Origin of the sequence: Fibrella aestuarina BUZ 2 (assembly GCF_000331105.1) — a bacterium.
Classification (GTDB): domain Bacteria; phylum Bacteroidota; class Bacteroidia; order Cytophagales; family Spirosomataceae; genus Fibrella; species Fibrella aestuarina.
In genome coordinates this window covers 6,400,113-6,418,417 of the sequence record NC_020054.1, presented here as the reverse complement: position 1 = coordinate 6,418,417, position 18,305 = coordinate 6,400,113, and the positions used below count along the sequence as shown (strand labels likewise).

Here is an 18,305-nt window from a genome sequence, read left to right as displayed (position 1 = left end):
AGGCGGAAAACTCACCGTAAGGCACAGAGTGAATCGCCTTCTGAATTTTTAATCAAACATACAGCCACTGAAACCAGAACGAACGGGTCATTATGCCCTATTCTGACGGGGAAAAAAACCGGTAAATAGGGTGATTTTCCCCTGTTCACCGGTTACAGCCGAGCTTAGTTTGCCGCCTGTAGTCACCACAAGCCTCAATAGTATGTCCACATCTGTCAATCTTAACGATTTAAGCCCGGAACAACTCCGGGAGGCCGTCGCCCGGTTGGGCGACTCGCTGAAATCACCTGCCGACTGGGAAGCCGTGCGGCCTCAGTTTACGCAGGTTGAATCCATTAGCATTCGTCGGTTACAGGAAATTATAACCCTCACCGAGGCCGCAGGGTCCAGCTACGTCAAACTCTATAACGCCCTCGACGAAGCCGGTAACCATTTCTTTTTCCTGGCGCCCAGTACCACCGATGGGCGTGCCCTCGACGGGAGCGATGCCGTAGCGGTTATGTGCTGCTGCAGTCGACCACCCTGCCCGGATAGCTCATCGGACCGCTATTATACGGTAGGTTAACCAACCGCTGAGGCACCGACTGCCTGCCCGTTTTGACATGATCGACACCATTCTTTATCTGTCTGTATTGTGCATTAGTACGCTATTGTATGGCAGTCATTACAGCGTACTGACGCCCCCCTTACGATGGCTGGCCATTGGTATCGGGGTCACCTTCGTTGGCAACCTGACGGCCGTGATTGCCTGGCGGGTGCTCAAGCAGCCCAACAACCTGTACGTGTTTCACCTACTCACGATTGGGCAATACGTAGCTTTTTCCCTGATGTTCAGCCGGGCGTTAGTGGGGGTGTTCTGGCGGCGGGCGGCGGTCTGGTCGGCGGGGTTGTTTACAGTGGTTGCGCTGGCGTTCTCGCTCACTATTCAGCCGTGGACGCACTATAACTCCTACGCCCTTACCCTCTACAACTGCCTGCTGTGCGTCTGGGCGCTGCAATACATCCGGCAACTCTTCACCGAAATAAAAGTGGCCGGGCTCGAAAAAGACCCCATGTTCTGGGTCAGTACGGCTATTCTCTACACGGCGTTGGGCAATTTATTCGTGCAGGGGCTGATGAACTACCTCATTCAGCGTTCTACACAACATGCGTTGTCGGTATATTGGATTCAGGAATTGCTGAACGGGCTACAGGCGGTGCTGTTTATCGTGGCTTGGTACGTAAATCGACGGTACGTTCAGCGGGGGGTATAATCAGTTATGCGTATGGAGTACGGATTATCGGATGTCGTGTTGCTGATTATCGTAGGTACGTTGCTGCTGCTGCTACTGGGTGCCTTTATTACCGTATTGCTCTTTATCTATAAGCGCCGGTACGTGGAGCACCAGGCCGAACTAACGCACCTGCACGAAGCCCATCAGCGCGAAATCCTGACGGCTCAGCTCGAAACCCAGAACCAGACGCTCCAGCACATTGCCGACGAACTGCACGACCACATTGGGCAAATGTTGTCGGTGATCTGGCTGCACCTGAACCTGCTCGAAGATGAAACCGCCCACTTACCGGTGCAGGGTAAAGTGTCGGAACTGCTCACCCACACCGCCACCGTGGTGGCCGACGTCAGGAATTTGTCGAAATCGCTCAGTACTGACACCGTCGCTCGTTTTGGCTTGCCGGAGTGCATCCGGCTGGAACTTGAGCGGATTGACCGGGCGGCGGGTTCAACACGTACCCAGCTCCGGGTGTTGGGCGATGCCTACGCGCTGTCGGGAGACCGTGAAATCGTGCTGCTGCGTATGGTGCAGGAGGCCCTCAATAACGCCCTTAAGCACGCGCCCTACGCACCCATCCGGCTGACGCTCGATTACCAACCCGATGCGCTTCAGCTGATCATAGCCGACGATGGGCCCGGCTTTTCGATGTCCGAGGTAAGCGCCCGCCCACTCGATAAAGGCGGGCAGGGGCTGCGTAACCTGCGTCGGCGGGCGCAGCTGTTGGGCGGACGTTGCGTATGGCACACGGCTCCCGGCGAGGGAACGCAGGTTGTGCTGACCATTCCTCATATCAGCTGATCCGGTCTGCTGTCACTGGCGCGGAGCCAGTTGCCCACCGTCCACTAACTAATCAGGCGCAATCTACTGCCAAGCCGGTATTGACGGCTGCAAAATTATTTACTTAACTTGTTGTCTGACATTATCTTATGTTGATTTATGAAAACCACCGTTGCGGTTGTCGACGACCATCGGTTACTGGCGCAGGCACTGGCCGATCTGATCAATCGGCTCGATGACTACACCATCTTATTCTGTGCTGAAAACGGGCAGGATCTGTTTCGGAAACTGGACGGGCAGGCCGTGCCCGACCTGGTGCTGCTCGACGTAAACATGCCGGTCATGAATGGCCTCGACACCGCTATAATGCTGCGCGAACGCTACCCGGCGGTGCGTGTGCTGGCCCTTTCCATGCTCGACGACGAACAGACGGTCGTACAGATGATGCAGCATGGCACTCGCGGCTATCTGCTGAAAGGTTGCCACCCGCACGAACTCCGACAGGCACTCGACGATGTGCGGGATAAGGGCCTGTATTCATCGGCCTTTCTGACCGGGCATTTGCTGGGGCAGATTAGCCGGCCAACCGCGTTGGTGCCGCCCGTTGAGGCAAAACCCAGCCTAGCAACCCGGCTCAATGACCGCGAGCGGCACTTCGTAAAACTGGCCTGTAGCGAGTTGACCTACGTGGAAATTGCGGATAAGATGTGCGTGAGCCCGCGTACAGTAGACGGCTACCGGGAGGCGGTGTTTGAGAAGTTACAGGTAAAAACGCGTGTCGGGCTGGTGATGGAAGCCATCCGGTTGGGCTTATCCTAGCTGGTAACAGCCCATCCGTAATTTTTGTCAACGGTACTTGCAGGAGTAGGGCGAGACTGTATATTTGTACCTCACAAGCGGGAGTAGCTCAGTTGGTAGAGCGGCAGCTTCCCAAGCTGCAGGCCGTGGGTTCGAGACCCATTTCCCGCTCCAGTCACAACTAGCCAGTTAGATCAATCTAACTGGCTTTTTTGTTGGCGATCGCGCTAGCTGCTGGCCACATTGCTTGCAAAGCCTACCTGTCGCGCAAAAAGCATTAAGTGATAGAATGGTTACTAATTTGTTAGTATACGTTAATAAAAAGTTTATTGCCTTTTTTCAACAATAGAGTGGCTACTCTAGTTAGAAGACTAGTCATATGTATAAATGCAGACAGGCTTCTAGCGATTCAGCAGGCAGCATTTTAAGTGATTTTATACATTTTCTTTGCTTTATCCAACTATCAAACGTACTTGGGGCTACCGTATCATACGGTAGCCCCATTCGTTTATAGCCGCTGACCGAATGACAATTAGGTTAATCTAGTTAAATTGACTAACTACAAATAGATTATCTAATCGATAATTTGGCAGAGTAAACGTTGGCGTTGTTAGCGCAGGTATCATATTTGCGTGCATTACTATCGAGGGTGTCAACAAAAAAGCTTCAACTCGATGCGGCTGAAGCTTTTCACATTACGCTTTATCCAACTAAAGAAGGTTACCAGGTCCATGTGTTTGCATGGACCTGTTTTATTTCTGGTCAGCTTTACCCGATGTTTATCATCGGGTAAAGCTGTCTATTTATCCGTTAAGCAACCTACCGTACGCTGCACCCGCCGGGAGCTGCCAGGCGATGGAAAGACAGCGTCTTTGGTATGTTTTAAACGATCAATGGCGTCTTTCAGCCAGCAATTAGCGAAGAAAGACGGTAATCTGCTCATTTTTGTATGCCAATATATGTGCAGATGTTGTGAATGAAAGAAAAATTAATTCTACGACCCTGCTAGTCGTTTAAATCGGCGTATTGGATACCAATTGGACAGGGCTTTTGTCTGTGGAAAAATGCCATTGCCAATCTTATCCAGGTTGGCTGGTTGTTACAATGTTGCCATATCGATCACGAACCGATACCGAACGTCGCCTTTCAGCATCCGATCATAGGCCGGTTGAATGTCTTTGATATCGATCAGCTCGATGTCGGAAACGATGTCGTGCTCGGCGCAGAAATCCAGCATCTCCTGGGTTTCGGCAATGCCACCGATGGTCGAACCCGCCAGCGATTTGCGGCCAGGAATCAGGCTGAAAGCCAGAATGGCTGCTGGCGTCGGTGGCGCCCCCACACAAATGTGTACCCCGTCGGTCTTCAGCATGGCCAAATATTGATTGTAGTCGTGTCCGGCCGAAACTGTATCCAGAATAAAGTCGAAATAGCCCGTTACGGCGGCCAACTGCTCGGGGTCGCTGGTCACCACAAACTTATGGGCGCCTAATTTCCGGGCGTCTTCTTCTTTTTTTGGCGACGTACTCAACACGGTCACCTCGGCGCCAAACGCAACCCCGAATTTCACGCCCATATGGCCCAGGCCGCCTAGCCCCACTACGGCCAGTTTATGCCCTTTGCCCACTTTCCAATGCCGCAGGGGCGAGTAGGTCGTGATGCCCGCGCACAACAGCGGCGCGGCTGCCGCCAGATCGAGCTGCTCGGGCATGTGCAGCACAAAATCTTCGTGCACGACAATGGTATTTGAATACCCGCCATAGGTAGGCGTTTTCCGATCCTGCTCCAGGCTGTTGTAGGTGAGCGTGTTGCCGTTGATACAATACTGTTCCAACCCATGCTGGCAATTCTCGCAGGTGCGGCACGAGTCGACCATGCAGCCCGTACCGGCCAGATCGCCCATCTTGAACTTACTGACCTGATCGCCCACTGCGATGACCCGGCCAACGATCTCGTGCCCCGGCACCATCGGGAAGATGCCGCCGCCCCATTCGTCTTTGATCTGATGCAGGTCAGAATGGCAAACGCCGCAGTAGGTAATATCAAATTGAACGTCATGAGGACCAACCGTCCGGCGGTCGAAGGTCCAGGGGGCGAGTGGGGTGTCTTTGGTTTGCGCGGCGTATCCTTTAGCGGCGATCATAATGCGGTTTTTTAGAAATGAAGTAAGGTACAGAAGCCCAACGTACCTGTGCGGCCTAAACTGACAGACGGCTGCTGGCGGGTAGGCTGGGTACGTTGACTCAACAGCCTAATCCCGTCTGATGTTTTTAATCAGTCATTCTTGGGTCAGTGTGACTTTTTGATCAATTATGCGCTGATAATGAGTTGATTGGCTGATGAAGTCAGGTCCAATAACCTAGTGCGCTGGAGGGTTTCCAGCTGATAGGCTACGGTTTAGTATGGTCTGCCTACAGCCCGGTGTGGCTTTCCTGCGACCTATTTCAGTAACGTTTCAAGAGAAAACTAGGCTGCTGAGCCAGGTACGTTGTCAGCACAGGTAATTCAAACACGGTTTAACTACGCTGACTCGGCTGTAAGTAACTGAGTAAAAAGTAGTAGCCGCTCAGTAACATACCCATTAAAACGGGGGCGAAACGCATCAGCTTTATTTGTTTTGACTACCTTTCAAATTGGCTAATTATCAATGAGTTAGCAATAATAATTGCCCTATTAAATTGAATTTTTCAAATAGAAAAGTAAGCGATTGGGCAGGTTAGTCGACATACGGCAAATCCGTCCGCTTGCCAGTACCTCACCAGTAAACGTGTTTGTTGCAACCTCATGGCTCTCTTAAATTTCTCAACTCAATGCCGTTGCCCAAATTGCGGGGCAGATCATACGCTCGAACGGATTAAGCGTAATCCGATGACCAGACTATTGCTCTTTTTCCTGACTGCCCGACGGTATCGCTGCTGCTGGTGCAATCACACATTTACCCAGATTGTGCTGCACGACGAGAAAGCTCAGTCGACGTAGCGCTGTTTGGTTTGCCGACCTTTCAGGTACGTTGTCACTCGGTCTGGCGTACAGCCAGAAGGGCTAACGTTTCGGCGGCTCGTGTGCCACACTCCGCAAAGCCAGCTACCGCCTAGCTGGCTTTTCTTGGCTATAAGCCATCAGGCTACGCAGTTTTCGGAAAAGTAGGATGATACCCGGAATGAGTTTGTATTGAACAGGTATTATTTAGATTAATTAAAAACAATTTCGTTTTGTCGCTCGCCTTGCCTTGCTTTGCAACCAGATTCATTACCAAAGCAACTGTATGCGACCATTTATAAAGGCTTATATACTGGCTATCGGGCTATTGCCGTTCGTGGCACAGGCTCAGCAAGCCGCTAGTATTCGTGGTACCGTAACCACCTCTGATGGCAATCCGGCCGAAGCGGTAACGGTAAGTTTGAAAGGAAAAGGGCAGGGGGCCGTCACTACCGACAAAGGCAATTACACCATCAACCGGGTGAAGCCAGGTACGTATACCGTGCAGGTATCGGCGGTGGGCCTGACTACGGCGGAAAAGGAGCTGACCCTAAATGCGGGCGAAAGTGCAACGCTCGATTTTGTGCTGGCCGAAAACACGGCTCAGCTTCAGGAGGTGACCGTCAGCGCTGGGCGTATCAACCGGTTTGCCCGCCCGTCGAGCGACTACGTGTCGAAGATGCCGCTGAAGAATCTGGAAAATCCACAGGTATACAACAGCGTCGGCAAAGAGCTGCTGGCCGAACAGCTCGTTTTCTCGGTCGATGATGCCCTGCGTAATGCCCCGGGTATTCAGAAGATGTGGGAAGCGACCGGCCGCGCGGGCGATGGCGGCAGCTTCTACAATACGCGTGGCTTTATCGTACAAAGTCAGCTACGTAACGGACTGGCAGGCAACGTCACGAGCGACATCGACGCCGTCAATCTGGAGAAGCTGGAAACGATTAAAGGCCCATCGGCCACGCTGTTTGGCAGCGCGCTGACCTCCTACGGCGGGCTCATCAACCGGGTGACCAAGAAGCCCTACGAAACCTTCGGCGGCGAAGTGTCCCTCTCGGCGGGTAGCTACGATCTTCAGCGGGCCAGCGTTGATGTGAACACACCCCTCAACCAGAGCCGGAACCTGATGCTGCGTGTTAATACGGCGTTTACCCACGAAGGGACGTTCCAGACGCAGGGCTTTAGCCGCCGGTTTGCGCTGGCCCCCAGCCTGTTGTACAAACCCAACGACCGGTTGTCGATTCTGCTCGATGCGGAGCTGTTCCGGGGCGAGGGTATCGGCAAGCAACTGTTGTTCTTCTACGTACCGGCCTCCACGCTCGGGGCTACCCGCGCCGACGAACTGAACATCGACTACCGGAACTCCTACATGGGCAAGGGGCTGACGCAGCAAACGCGCAGCACCAACCTGTTTGGGCAGGTGAACTACCGGATCTCGCCCTCGTTTACGTCATCGACCAACCTCAGTAGCAGCCACAGTTTCTCGAATGGCTTTGGCCCCTACTTCTACCTGCTGCCGTCGGGCGGCGCGCTGGGCACCAACAACCTGGTCCGGGCCGACCAATCGACGCGCAACAGCACCAACGATGTGTTTGAAGTGCAGCAGCTGATCAACGGCGATTTCCAGCTGGGCAGCCTGCGCAACCGGATCGTGCTGGGCCTCGATTACCTACACGTCAATTCGAATCAGTTGTTTTTCGGCAGCGTGTTCGACACCATTCCGCTGTCGGGTAATACCGATTTCAGCCAGTTCAACGGGGCAGCGCTGGCGGCGCTCTACGCCAGCAAGGCGCCCGATTTCACGTACCCCATCACGGGCATCCGCAACACATACAGCGCCTTCGTGTCGGACGTGCTGAACCTGACCGACCGGCTGAGCGTGCTGGCCGCGTTGCGTGTCGATAACTTCAACAACAAAGGCGGAAAGGTTGGCTCCGACGTACCTGGCTATCAGCAAACGGCTTTCTCCCCCAAATTTGGCTTGGTTTACCAGGCGGTACAAGACAAGGTGTCGCTGTTTGCCAACTACCAGAACAGCTTCAACAACCAGGGCATCTACAACGCCTACGACGTGACGGCCCCGGATAGCCTGGCGCAACGGTTTGCCAAACTCGAGCAGGCCAACCAGTTTGAGGCGGGGGTAAAGCTCAACGCCTACAGCGGTCGCCTGAGTGCTACCATCAGCTACTACGATATCCAGGTGAAAAACCTGCTGCGCACCGACCCGAACCCACTGGCGGCCGCCCGATTCGCCCAGACCCAAGACGGCACTCAACTGAGCCGGGGTGTTGAAGTCGACGTCGTCGCCAATCCCTTTGCGGGTTTCAACCTGGCAGCGGGCTTCTCGTATAACGACTCGAAGCTGACCAACGCCGACGCTGATGTGAACGGTCGCCGCCCGGCCACGGCCTCATCGCCCGTGCTGGCCAATCTGTGGCTGAGCTACCGGATTCAGAGCAGCGTGTTGCGTGGCCTCGGCGTTGGGGTTGGTGGGAACTACGCCAGCGACAACAAGATTCAGAACAGCATCAGCCAGGGAGTATTTATTCTGCCCGCCTACACGGTCCTGAACGCGTCGGCCTTTTATGAGCAGCGCAAATTCCGGGTGGCTGTGAAAGCCGATAACTTCACCAACGAGCGTTATTGGATTGGTTACACCACCATGAACCCCCAAAAGCTGCGCAGCTTCGTGGGGAGTGTGACCTACAAGTTTTAAGGAAGAGGGTTGGTTTGTAGTCTGTTTAGTTGCTCAAGGGTATGACGTTCAGGAAAGCAGTTGGTAAACTTCATCTATGGCTTGGGTTAGCCTCGGGGCTGATCGTATTCATCGTTGCCGTCACGGGCTGCCTGTATGCCTTCAAAACGGAGATCGAAGACCTGACCCAAGCCTACCGCTACGTACTGGCGGAGACGCGGCCACTGCTACCACCGTCGCGCTTCGAGGCGATTGGGGCGCAACTGTTGCCGGGCAAAAACCTGCACAGCGTTACGTACCGCACCGGCGGCCGGGCAGCGATCTTGGCGTTTTACCACTACGAGCCAACCTACTATTACCTGGCCTACATTCACCCGTATACGGGTAAGGTACTGCACGTGCAGGACATGAGCCACGATTTCTTCTATCAGGTGTTGCAGGGGCATTATTACCTCTGGTTGCCGCCCACCATCGGGCAGCCCATTGTGGCCTCAGCAACCCTGATTTTTGTGGTGCTGCTTATCTCGGGGCTGGTGCTGTGGTGGCCCAAAAACCGGGCGGCGCGCAAACAGCGGTTCACGGTTAAATGGACGGCCCCCTGGCGGCGACGCAACTACGACCTCCACAATGTGTTTGGCTTCTATGTGATGGGTATTGCCATGCTGCTGGCGTTGACCGGGCTGGTGTGGGGCTTCCAGTGGTTTGCCAAATCGGTGTACTGGGCGACGTCGGGTGGCGAGGCCCTGCCGGCTTACTACGAGCCCACCTCGACGGTACCTGCCCGCCTGCCTAGCGTTAACCTGCCCGCTATCGACCGGTTGTGGCAGCAAACGATGGTCAGCAACCCAACTGCCGAAACCGTCGAGGTGCATTTTCCCGAAGCGCCAACGGCCTCCATTGCGATCAGTACCAACCCTGATGCCGCTACCTACTGGCAGGGCGACCATCGCTACTACGATCAGTATACGCTAAAGGAATTGTCGGTCAATCACCAGTATGGGCGTTTCGATGAGACGGTGTCGGTGGCTCAGAAAATTGCCCGGCTCAACTACGACGTCCACGTGGGAGCCATATTGGGACTACCGGGTAAACTCATTGCCTTTTTGGCGAGCCTGATGGTCGCCAGCCTCCCCGTCACAGGCTTTCTGATCTGGTGGGGCCGTCGTAAAAAGACCAAAAAAGCGATCCGGCATCACAAGCCCATCCGCCACCATGCCCGGCCCCGGTTGCGAACCAGCCAGCTACCTAACCCCTGAGGGGAGCTTATGTAGTCGACTAACTTAATGGGATAAGTCTATCTGGCTGAGTATAAGCCGGAAAGAGGTCTGTTGGGGGTGATGTGTAGGCTCTAAAATGCCGAACAAAGCTCTGCTGGGTACGTTGTAGTGGGTACGTAAGCAACACAACGTTATGAACAACCAACAGCACATTCAGCACCGCTGGCTACTGACGGCCCGCGGGGTCTGTTACATCCTGATGGGGGTCGGCATGTTTATCTATGCCAACACCTTCACGCCGGGTACAGGGCGTATCCTGGGCGCAGTTACGTTAGCAGCGGGTCTGGCTGGCTCGGCCTATGCACGAGCCAACAGCCGGGTCGACGGCAACAACTTCTGGGTGGTTCTGCACAGCCTGAACGACCTGATCTTTGGGGTGGTCTTTCTGATCACTGCCAGCAGCGGACTAAAGAATTTTGTGGATATGCTGGGTTTCTGGGCGTTGATCTACGCCTTTTTGCAGGCCGTCCGGGCTATGTATGCTGCCCTGATGGAAGGTGGCTCGTCGTTGGCGAATAAGCTGCTGCATTTCCTGAGCGTAGTGGTGGCTGGCTATCTGGCCTTCAATACCCTGATGCGCCCTATCGGTCTGATCGACTCGTTGGGCATTATGGGTTTCTTCCCGATCGGGCTGGGTATTCTGCTCATTATCCAGGTTCGACTGACCGAGGAAAAACCAATATCAGCACCGCGGTAGTGCTCACCGATTGAAAAACGGAGCCCCGTATTCGGTTTGCATCGCTACGAATGCAAACCGAATACGGGGCTTGTTCATTTATAAACGTGTTCGTTGGCTTTTTCTGTGGAATAAATAGCTGATTTGTAGGTAGTTATTTGCTGACAATTAATGAGTAGTCTGGTTGTCGGCCCCATCGGGTAAGTAGCTTAGTACGTTTGGTAATAGGCTGGTTTGTTGAAGAGAATAGGATTTTAGTTAAACAAAACGGCTTTTTGTTGCGTTAAAACTTACGTACTAGTTACCATATAGGTGTTATGAACAATCAACAGCAAATGCAGCAACGATGGTTGCTGATAGCCCGAGGGATTGGCTATATCCTACTGGGAGTAGGCCTATTTGTCTACGCGAATACGTTCACGCCAGCTATCGGCCGGACGATTGGTATAATCACTATCCTGGCTGGTTTGACTGGCTCTGCATACGCCCGTATCAACAGCCGGGTCGACCCCAATAACTTCTGGATTATTCTACACGGCCTGAATGACACAATTTTCGGTATCGTGTTTCTGATAACGGCAACCCAGGGGTTAAAAAACTTTGTGGACATGCTGGGTTTTTGGGCGTTAGTCTACGCTTTTCTACAGGCTGTGCGCTCTATGTATGCAGCCTTGATGGAGGGCGGCGCTTCACTTTACAACCTCGTCAATAAGCTAACTCATTTTGCCAGTGTACTGCTGGCGGGTTATCTGGCCTTTGATATACTGATGCGCCCCATCGGCTTTGTCCAGTCGCTTGGCATCATGGGCTTCTTCCCGATCGGACTCGGTATTCTGGTCATTCTGCGAACTCGGCTTAATGACGAAAAAACCGTGACGATTGCTGAAAACCGGTTGAAATAAACACAAACCTTAACTAACAGCGCGGGGGCTGGTTCTGAGCTTTTAAACTCAGAACCAGCCCCCCTTATACGCCTGCCGACTCAACGGCACCCAACTCGCCCTGCTCGGCGGCTTGCTTGATCTGCTCGCTGAGGGATACATACTCCACTTCGCAGGGGTAACCAAACAGGCAGTTGTCTTTGATGCGTTTCACCACCTGTGCCGGTACCATGTCTTCCCAACCATCCTGACCCGCCTGAATCATCTCCAGCACCTGATCCGTCGATATGTGCAGGTTCTGCTCGTTGTAGTCGGTGATGTCCTCGATCTTGTCGTTCTGTTTCAAGTATTGAAACAGTGGCTCCAGGGTGGGGGCCAGTTGAAACTGCTGGCCCGTATAGAGCTGTCCGTCACGCAGGGTAGGGTAAATAAACAGCTTTACCTTCCGGCTGAAGAGCGTGGCAAATGCCTCTAGAATGCCGCCCGGCAAAAACGAGTAGTGCTCCTCCTCGAAAATGTATTCGAGGTTCGGGATACCCATAATCAGGCCGATTTTCAGGCGGGTAATGCGTGACAGATACGCTACCAGCCGGTAATACTCATGGTAGTTGGAGATCATCACCGTCTGCCCCATGCTGCACAGGATATCCACGCGGTCGAGGAAGTCCTTCTCATCGATACCCTGTTCGTTGGCTTTCAGGTTATGCAGCGTCAGTTCGGAGAGTTGCACCACGCGGTTGGCCTCCACGTCGGGCTCTTCCAGAAACTGCTTGTAGCCGTTCTCGATCATGTCGAGCTGCACGTTGGTGAGGGGGCGCAGCCGCCCGCGCATCACCAGAATGTTCTTCTTGTACAGGGCCTCTTTGGGTTGGAGAATCCGGCCGCTGGGGTCAAACAGGGTGGCGTCGGTGAAACCATTGCGGACCAGGTATAAACTCATCAGCCGGTTGTCGACCTGGGCAAACTCGGGCCCTTCGCAGCGCACCGTGTCGATCTGGATACGCTCCGGTGAGAGGTCATCCATGAGCGACAATAGCAGCGTTTCGGGCGATTTGCTGTAGTAAAAACAAGCGTAGATCAGGTTCACGCCAATAACCCCCAGCGTTTGCTGTTGCAGCACATTCTCGTTGTCGAGCAGCCGCACGTGGATAATGACGTCGTTGTATGGTCCCTGTGGCTCACTCTGAAACCGGCACCCCAACCAGCCGTGGCCTTCGTTGGTTTTCTGATAGTTGAGCGCGACCACCGTGTTGGCAAAGGCAAAAAAGGTCGTATCGGCACCGCGCTTTTCCGATAGGCGTTTTTCCAGCAGGCTGTACTCTTTGTTGAGCATTTTCACCAGCCGCGATTCAACCACATACCGGCCGCTCTCTTCGGTGCCATAGATGGCGTCGCTGAACGTCATGTCGTAGGCCGACATCGTCTTGGCTACCGTTCCCGACGAGGCCCCCGCTTTGAAAAACATAGCCGCTGTTTCCTGCCCCGCCCCGATCTCGGCAAACGAGCCGTAAATGCGTCGGTCGAGGTTGATGCGTAGCGCTTTCTGTTTTGTACCTATATTTTTCTCGTACATACGCGTTGATGGGTGTCAATCAAATTTACTAGGATAACGTGAAAACCGATCATTTGGGTTTGGCGTTGTTGGGACAAACAACGTACCCAATGCACTGCGCTCGCCTCTTATTTACCGCCACTTTGTCGACTTTCCTTTTTTCGTGCAATCCCGACCGGGTGCAGTACAACGATCAGCTCAAACAGCAAATGGCCGACATGAAAGTAAAGCGTGTCACGAATGCTGATCTCAGTGAAGCCGTAAATAGTTGGGGGGAGCAGATCGTGGCCATCGCTAACCGGGAAGCCACCGCCAAGCTGACGGCCGGGGCCGAAACGCCCACTGTCTGCAATCTGAGTGCCCTGCCCAAGACGCAGGCGCTGGCTAAACGCTACGGCATGACCATCAGCCTGCTGGGCGCCGCCGACGTACAAAATCCCAAGCTGGCCCAGAAAGAACGCGAGGTGCTGGACGCGTACCTATATAACGTCGAGAAGAAGCTGCCGCAATCGTCCAACATTCAGCGCATCGGCGACACGCTCTTTGTCTACAACGACGCCGTCCCTGTCACCGATAAGCTCTGTCAGGCCTGTTTCGGTACGCAGAAGCAGCCATTGGCCGTGTGGCGACTAGCCTTCCCCAAACGCGAAGTCATCCGCCATATCAACGCCAAGAAGTAGTTTAGTTTGAACGCAAAGGCGCTAAGGAACACGCGAAGGGCGCAAAGCATTTTTATTTCACAGGTGTAATCGGAAATCTAATAGCACCCTTGCGCCCTTCGCGTGTTCCTTAGCGCCTTTGCGTTCAACACGTCACACAAAAAAGCCATCACCGAACCCGGCAATGGCTTTTTGACTCTTCAGTTGTTGTAAAGGGGGAATGTCAGTTGCCTTCGGCGTCATTAGGCTGCGCCGTCATTGGTAGTCATTTGCCTACGGCGTCATCGATGGTCATTCTTTGCGATAAATGACGATGAATAACGGCGCAGCCTAATGACAACCAATGACGCCAAAGGCAGATGACAACGAATGACTAAAACACGTACTTATTCTCCGCGATCATGGCGTCGGCCACGCGGCGGCGAGCGTCTTTGAGGTTCATCGGCTCAATTTTCGTGAACCGCTTCAGGCCCATCAGCATCACGCGCAGCTCGTCGCCTTCAGCAAAGCTGGTGATGGCGGCGCGGCCCGCGTTGTTGATCTTCTCGACCGCCTCGTGCAGGTACGTTAGCGCAATGTCTTTTTGCAGCGACAGCGCGCCTTCGCCCTTCAGCCCGATCAGCTTCTCGACGCGCAGCAGCACCGACTCGGCCACATACACCTCGATTGCCATATCGGCCAGGTTCATCAGGATCTCCTGCTCGTGCGAGAGTTTCGCCATGAACTTCTGGGCAGCGGCACCGGCTACCATCAGTACGGCTTTTTTGAGGTTTTTCAGCACCTTCTTCTCGGCGGCAAACAGCGTTTCGTCGTCGTCGCTGCTGAAATCGGGGATCGACATGATCTCTTTGGCAATGGCCATGGCCGGGCCCATCAGGTCGAGTTCACCTTTCATGGCCCGCTTCAGGAGCATATCCACCACGAGCATCCGGTTGATCTCATTGGTGCCTTCGAAAATCCGGTTGATCCGGGCATCGCGGTAGGCGCGTTCCATCGGCGCGTCGGCCGAGTAACCCATGCCGCCATACACCTGAACTCCCTCATCGACCACGTAGTCGAGGGCTTCCGAGCCGTGTACTTTCATGATGGCGCACTCGATGGCAAACTGCTCCAGCGCCTTCAGTTTGGCCTGGGCGTCGTCCATGCCACCCGCTTTGAGGTCTTCGATGGCGTCGTCGATATTCTGACCCGCCCGGTAGCTGGCTGATTCCGACGCGTAAATCTTCACGGCCATTTCGCCCAGTTTGTGCTTGATGGCCCCAAACCGCGAAATGCTGATGCCGAACTGCTTGCGCTCGTTGGCGTAGCGAACGGCTTCGTTGACGGTCTGTTTGGCACCACCCACAACGGCGATACCCAGTTTGATTCGCCCGATGTTCAGGATGTTTACGGCGATCTTGAAACCGTTGCCGCGTTCTGACAGTAGGTTCTCGACCGGCACCTTCACGTCGTTGAAGAAAACCTGACGTGTATCGGAGCCTTTGATGCCCAGTTTGTGCTCGGGCTCGTTCATCGTGATGCCGTCGTATGAACGCTCTACGATAAAGGCCGACAGATTTTTATCATCATCGATTTTGGCAAAAACGATGTACAGATCGGCGAAACCACCGTTGGTGATCCACATCTTCTGCCCGTTGATGACATAGTGCTTGCCGTCTTCGGTCAGTTTGGCTTTGGTCTTGCCCGAATTGGCGTCTGACCCCGAATCGGGCTCAGTGAGGCAGTAGGCCGCTTTCCACTCACCCGTGGCGAGTTTGGGCAGGTATTTAGCTTTCTGTTCTTCGTTACCGTAATACACGATCGGCAACGTACCGATGCCCGTATGGGCCGAGAGCGCTACCGAGAACGAGTGACCCGCGCCGGTTGCTTCCGCCACCAGCATCGAGGTGTTGAAATTCATGCCGAAACCGCCGTACTCTTCGGGAACCGACGTACCCAGCAGCCCTAGTTCACCCGCTTTGTCCATCAACGACGACATCAGCTCGGGCGATTTCGCCGCGTCGATTTCGTCGAGGCGGGGCCAGATTTCGCGTTCCAGAAACTCGCGGCAGGTGGCCGCAATCATCTGTTGTTCTTCGGTAAATTCTTCGGGAATGAAAACCTGCGAAGCGTCCGTGTCTTTGATCAGGAATTCGCCGCCCTTAATCGACGCTTTGTTGTCGGTGGCAATCATTGGTCAGGAATTGTTATGCGTGCATACTATTTCACTACAAATATGGTGAATGGGTGGATAGGTAGTATGCATGCATAACAATTTTTTATAAATGGGTGTTCCGCCTGACCGTTGTCCGCTACAGATGAAAAATATTTATCGTATTATTGCGATTAATAAAACTACCCCTACCTTTACAGCATGGGACTGACCAAGACCGAAGTATTCACCGCCGACCAAAACCGCATTGCCGATCTGGCCAAGGCGTTTGCGCATCCGGCGCGGGTTGCCATTTTGCAGCACCTGGTCAAAACGCAGTCGTGTATCTGCGGCGATCTGGTCGACGTGCTGCCGCTGTCGCAGGCCACCGTGTCGCAACATTTGAAAGAGTTGAGCCGGATCGGTATCGTGAAGGGAAATGTGCAGCCGCCCCGCGTGTGCTACTGCATCAACGAAGACGTCTGGGCAGAAGCCAAAGCCATTTTTGGGTCGTTGCTGACGTCATTTGAGGGGAACATCTGCTGTTAAAAAAAATTGACCTTAATCATCGTAATATCGCAATAAACCAATTCTGCTATGCAAACCGACGAACAACTCAAAACGCTTGTGCGCGACACCTACACGCAGGTGGCCGATCAGTCGCGGACGGTCAATGCGGCCTCGTGCTGCGGCTCGGCCTGTGGCTGCTCGCCCCTCGATGATGCGGCGATTATGGCCGACGACTACACCGACATGGCTGGGTACGTTGCCGACGCCGACCTCGGTTTGGGTTGCGGCCTGCCCACGCAATTTGCCCAGATCAAACCCGGTGACGTCGTAGTCGATCTGGGTTCCGGGGCGGGCAACGACTGCTTTGTGGCCCGCGCCGAAACGGGCGAAACCGGCCGCGTGATTGGCCTCGACATGACGCCCGCTATGATCGACCGCGCCCGGCAGAACACCAAAAAGCTGGGCTACACCAACGTCGAGTTTGTCTATGGCGACATCGAAGACATGCCGCTGCCCCATAACCTGGCCGACGTGGTGGTGAGCAACTGCGTGATGAACCTGGTACCCAACAAAGCCCAGGCGTTTGCCGAGACCTTCCGAATCCTGAAACCGGGCGGCCATTTTAGCATCTCCGATATCGTGCTGGCCGGTACGTTGCCCCCCGCAATTCGGCAGGCGGCCGAGCTGTACGCGGGCTGCGTATCGGGTGCCATTCAGGAGCAGGCCTACCTCGACACGGTGACGCAGGCTGGCTTTACAAACGTCCAGATTCAGAAGCGGAAACCCATCGTACTACCCGACGATTTGCTGACGCAGTACCTGACGGCGGCGGAACTGACGGCTTACAAGGCTACGCAGATTGGTATTTTCAGTATCACGGTTTACGCCGAAAAAGCGAACGTTCAGGCGTCGGCTGAAGCTACGTTGGTGGGGGCTACGGCTGGCACCGCCTGTTGCGGCCCCGATTGCTGTTAATCCGTGTCTGTTAGTTTTGCTCCCAAATAGCCAAGCCATGACGTACCGCCCCGCCACCGCCGACGACCGCCCCGCCCTTGTTACCCTACTGACGCAGGCGGACTTGCCTACCGCCGATCTGCCCACCGATTTGTCGACCTTTTTGCTGGCTCAGTCGGAGGAGGGTGAGTTGATTGGGGCGGCCGGGATCGAGCCGTTGGGTGAGGTGGGGCTGCTGCGTTCGGTGGTGGTTTCGCCCGAGTACCGGGGCCAATACATCGGGCAGACGTTAGTGGATGGCCTGTTACAGGCGGCGCAGCACAACGGCCTGACGGACCTATACCTGCTCACCACATCGGCCGATGCCTATTTTGAACGCCTGGGTTTTGGCTACATCAGTCGCGACAACGTACCTGAAGCCATTGCGCAAACGCAGCAGTTCAGCACACTCTGCCCGGATTCGTCTGTGGTCATGCAGCTCACTATATAGTTAACAGTCCACTGTTCGCTGTCCTCCGTCTACCGTTCACTGTTGTCAACGGCTCATCCCCCATATCGGCATCTGTACAGCAAGCAATTCGTTTCGACAAACAGTGGACTGTCAACAGTGAATAGAAAACACTAACCTGACTATGTTACATATCCTTGTTCTCTGCACCGGTAACTCGACCCGCAGCCAGATGGCGCATGGGTACCTGCAACGGTTCGCCGGTGACCGGGCGGCGGTGTACAGCGCGGGCGTCGAAACGCACGGCCTGAACCCCCGCGCCGTACAGACGATGGCCGACGATGGGATCGACATCAGCCATCATACGTCGAATCACGTGGATGAGTACGCGCACCTTCCATTCGATTATGTGATTACGGTCTGCGATAGCGCCGCTGAGCGTTGCCCCGTCTGGATTGGGCAAACCAATCGGCTACACCATAATTTCGAAGACCCCTCTAAAGTCACCGGCCCCGACGAAGCGAGCGTCATGGCTAACTACGCCCGCATCCGCGATCAGATCAAAGCCTTCAGCGAGGCGTTTGTGACGAGAGTGGCGAGTGATAAAGACTAGGCGAGCCCACGTTATGCCCTCACCGTTTATCGCTCATCGTCCTATTTGTTGAACTTTGCGCAGAACGGTCAACGTTAACCT

Annotated in this window: 16 protein-coding genes and 1 tRNA gene; 14 read left to right on the top strand and 3 right to left on the bottom strand. The window is 54.4% G+C overall.

What is annotated here, in order from left to right:
• Positions 1-202 precede the first annotated feature (202 nt).
• From FAES_RS26610 to FAES_RS26590, 5 genes are all read left to right on the top strand, one after another.
• Positions 203-565 (top strand): hypothetical protein, encoded by a 363-nt coding sequence (locus FAES_RS26610; protein WP_015334305.1) that lies wholly within the window; start codon positions 203-205, stop codon positions 563-565.
• Positions 566-602: 37 nt separating this feature from the next.
• Positions 603-1,253, top strand: coding sequence for a hypothetical protein (locus tag FAES_RS26605; protein ID WP_015334304.1), 651 nt, complete (start codon positions 603-605; stop codon positions 1,251-1,253).
• A 12-nt stretch (positions 1,254-1,265) separates the two neighbouring features.
• On the top strand, positions 1,266-2,072 hold the full coding sequence (locus tag FAES_RS26600) for a sensor histidine kinase (protein ID WP_148289459.1): 807 nt from the start codon (positions 1,266-1,268) through the stop codon (positions 2,070-2,072).
• A 138-nt stretch (positions 2,073-2,210) separates the two neighbouring features.
• Positions 2,211-2,870, top strand: a complete 660-nt coding sequence (locus tag FAES_RS26595) for a response regulator transcription factor (RefSeq protein ID WP_015334302.1) — start codon at positions 2,211-2,213, stop codon at positions 2,868-2,870.
• Between the two features lie 77 nt (positions 2,871-2,947).
• Positions 2,948-3,023 (top strand) — tRNA-Gly (locus FAES_RS26590).
• A gap of 925 nt (positions 3,024-3,948) precedes the next feature.
• Here the strand turns inward: FAES_RS26590 and FAES_RS26585 are convergent.
• Positions 3,949-4,992 (bottom strand): NAD(P)-dependent alcohol dehydrogenase, encoded by a 1,044-nt coding sequence (locus FAES_RS26585; RefSeq protein ID WP_015334301.1) that lies wholly within the window; start codon positions 4,990-4,992, stop codon positions 3,949-3,951.
• A 1,122-nt stretch (positions 4,993-6,114) separates the two neighbouring features.
• On the opposite strand from FAES_RS26585, the gene FAES_RS26580 reads away from it, so the two are divergent.
• The 4 genes from FAES_RS26580 (at position 6,115) to FAES_RS26565 (ending at position 11,378) form a co-directional block, all read left to right on the top strand.
• The gene (locus FAES_RS26580) at positions 6,115-8,544 is read left to right on the top strand and encodes a TonB-dependent receptor (RefSeq protein WP_015334298.1); all 2,430 of its coding nucleotides are present in this window, start codon (positions 6,115-6,117) and stop codon (positions 8,542-8,544) included.
• Between the two features lie 41 nt (positions 8,545-8,585).
• Positions 8,586-9,779: a PepSY-associated TM helix domain-containing protein gene (locus FAES_RS26575; protein WP_015334297.1), complete on the top strand. Its 1,194-nt coding sequence runs from the start codon at positions 8,586-8,588 to the stop codon at positions 9,777-9,779.
• 154 nt (positions 9,780-9,933) lie between these two features.
• Entirely contained in the window at positions 9,934-10,497 is a 564-nt protein-coding gene (locus tag FAES_RS26570) for a DUF308 domain-containing protein (RefSeq protein ID WP_015334296.1), read from the top strand.
• A gap of 296 nt (positions 10,498-10,793) precedes the next feature.
• Positions 10,794-11,378: a DUF308 domain-containing protein gene (locus FAES_RS26565; RefSeq protein ID WP_015334295.1), complete on the top strand. Its 585-nt coding sequence runs from the start codon at positions 10,794-10,796 to the stop codon at positions 11,376-11,378.
• A 64-nt stretch (positions 11,379-11,442) separates the two neighbouring features.
• Here the strand turns inward: FAES_RS26565 and FAES_RS26560 are convergent, their stop codons facing one another.
• A complete protein-coding gene (locus FAES_RS26560) occupies positions 11,443-12,930 on the bottom strand; it encodes a hypothetical protein (protein ID WP_015334294.1) in 1,488 nt (495 codons plus the stop codon).
• Between the two features lie 122 nt (positions 12,931-13,052).
• On the opposite strand from FAES_RS26560, the gene FAES_RS26555 reads away from it, so the two are divergent.
• Entirely contained in the window at positions 13,053-13,589 is a 537-nt protein-coding gene (locus FAES_RS26555) for a hypothetical protein (RefSeq protein ID WP_229364542.1), read from the top strand.
• A gap of 352 nt (positions 13,590-13,941) precedes the next feature.
• Here the strand turns inward: FAES_RS26555 and FAES_RS26550 are convergent, their stop codons facing one another.
• Positions 13,942-15,741 (bottom strand): acyl-CoA dehydrogenase FadE, encoded by a 1,800-nt coding sequence (locus tag FAES_RS26550; RefSeq protein WP_015334292.1) that lies wholly within the window; start codon positions 15,739-15,741, stop codon positions 13,942-13,944.
• Between the two features lie 180 nt (positions 15,742-15,921).
• Between FAES_RS26550 and FAES_RS26545 the strand changes: the two genes are divergently transcribed.
• From FAES_RS26545 to FAES_RS26530, 4 genes are all read left to right on the top strand, one after another.
• Positions 15,922-16,248, top strand: a complete 327-nt coding sequence (locus FAES_RS26545; protein WP_015334291.1) for an ArsR/SmtB family transcription factor — start codon at positions 15,922-15,924, stop codon at positions 16,246-16,248.
• 48 nt (positions 16,249-16,296) lie between these two features.
• Positions 16,297-17,184 (top strand): arsenite methyltransferase, encoded by an 888-nt coding sequence (locus tag FAES_RS26540; protein WP_015334290.1) that lies wholly within the window; start codon positions 16,297-16,299, stop codon positions 17,182-17,184.
• A gap of 37 nt (positions 17,185-17,221) precedes the next feature.
• The gene (arsN2, locus tag FAES_RS26535; RefSeq protein WP_015334289.1) at positions 17,222-17,653 is read left to right on the top strand and encodes an arsenic resistance N-acetyltransferase ArsN2; all 432 of its coding nucleotides are present in this window, start codon (positions 17,222-17,224) and stop codon (positions 17,651-17,653) included.
• A gap of 142 nt (positions 17,654-17,795) precedes the next feature.
• Complete coding sequence (locus FAES_RS26530; protein WP_015334288.1) at positions 17,796-18,224, top strand: arsenate reductase ArsC; 429 nt, start codon at positions 17,796-17,798, stop codon at positions 18,222-18,224.
• Positions 18,225-18,305 lie beyond the last annotated feature (81 nt).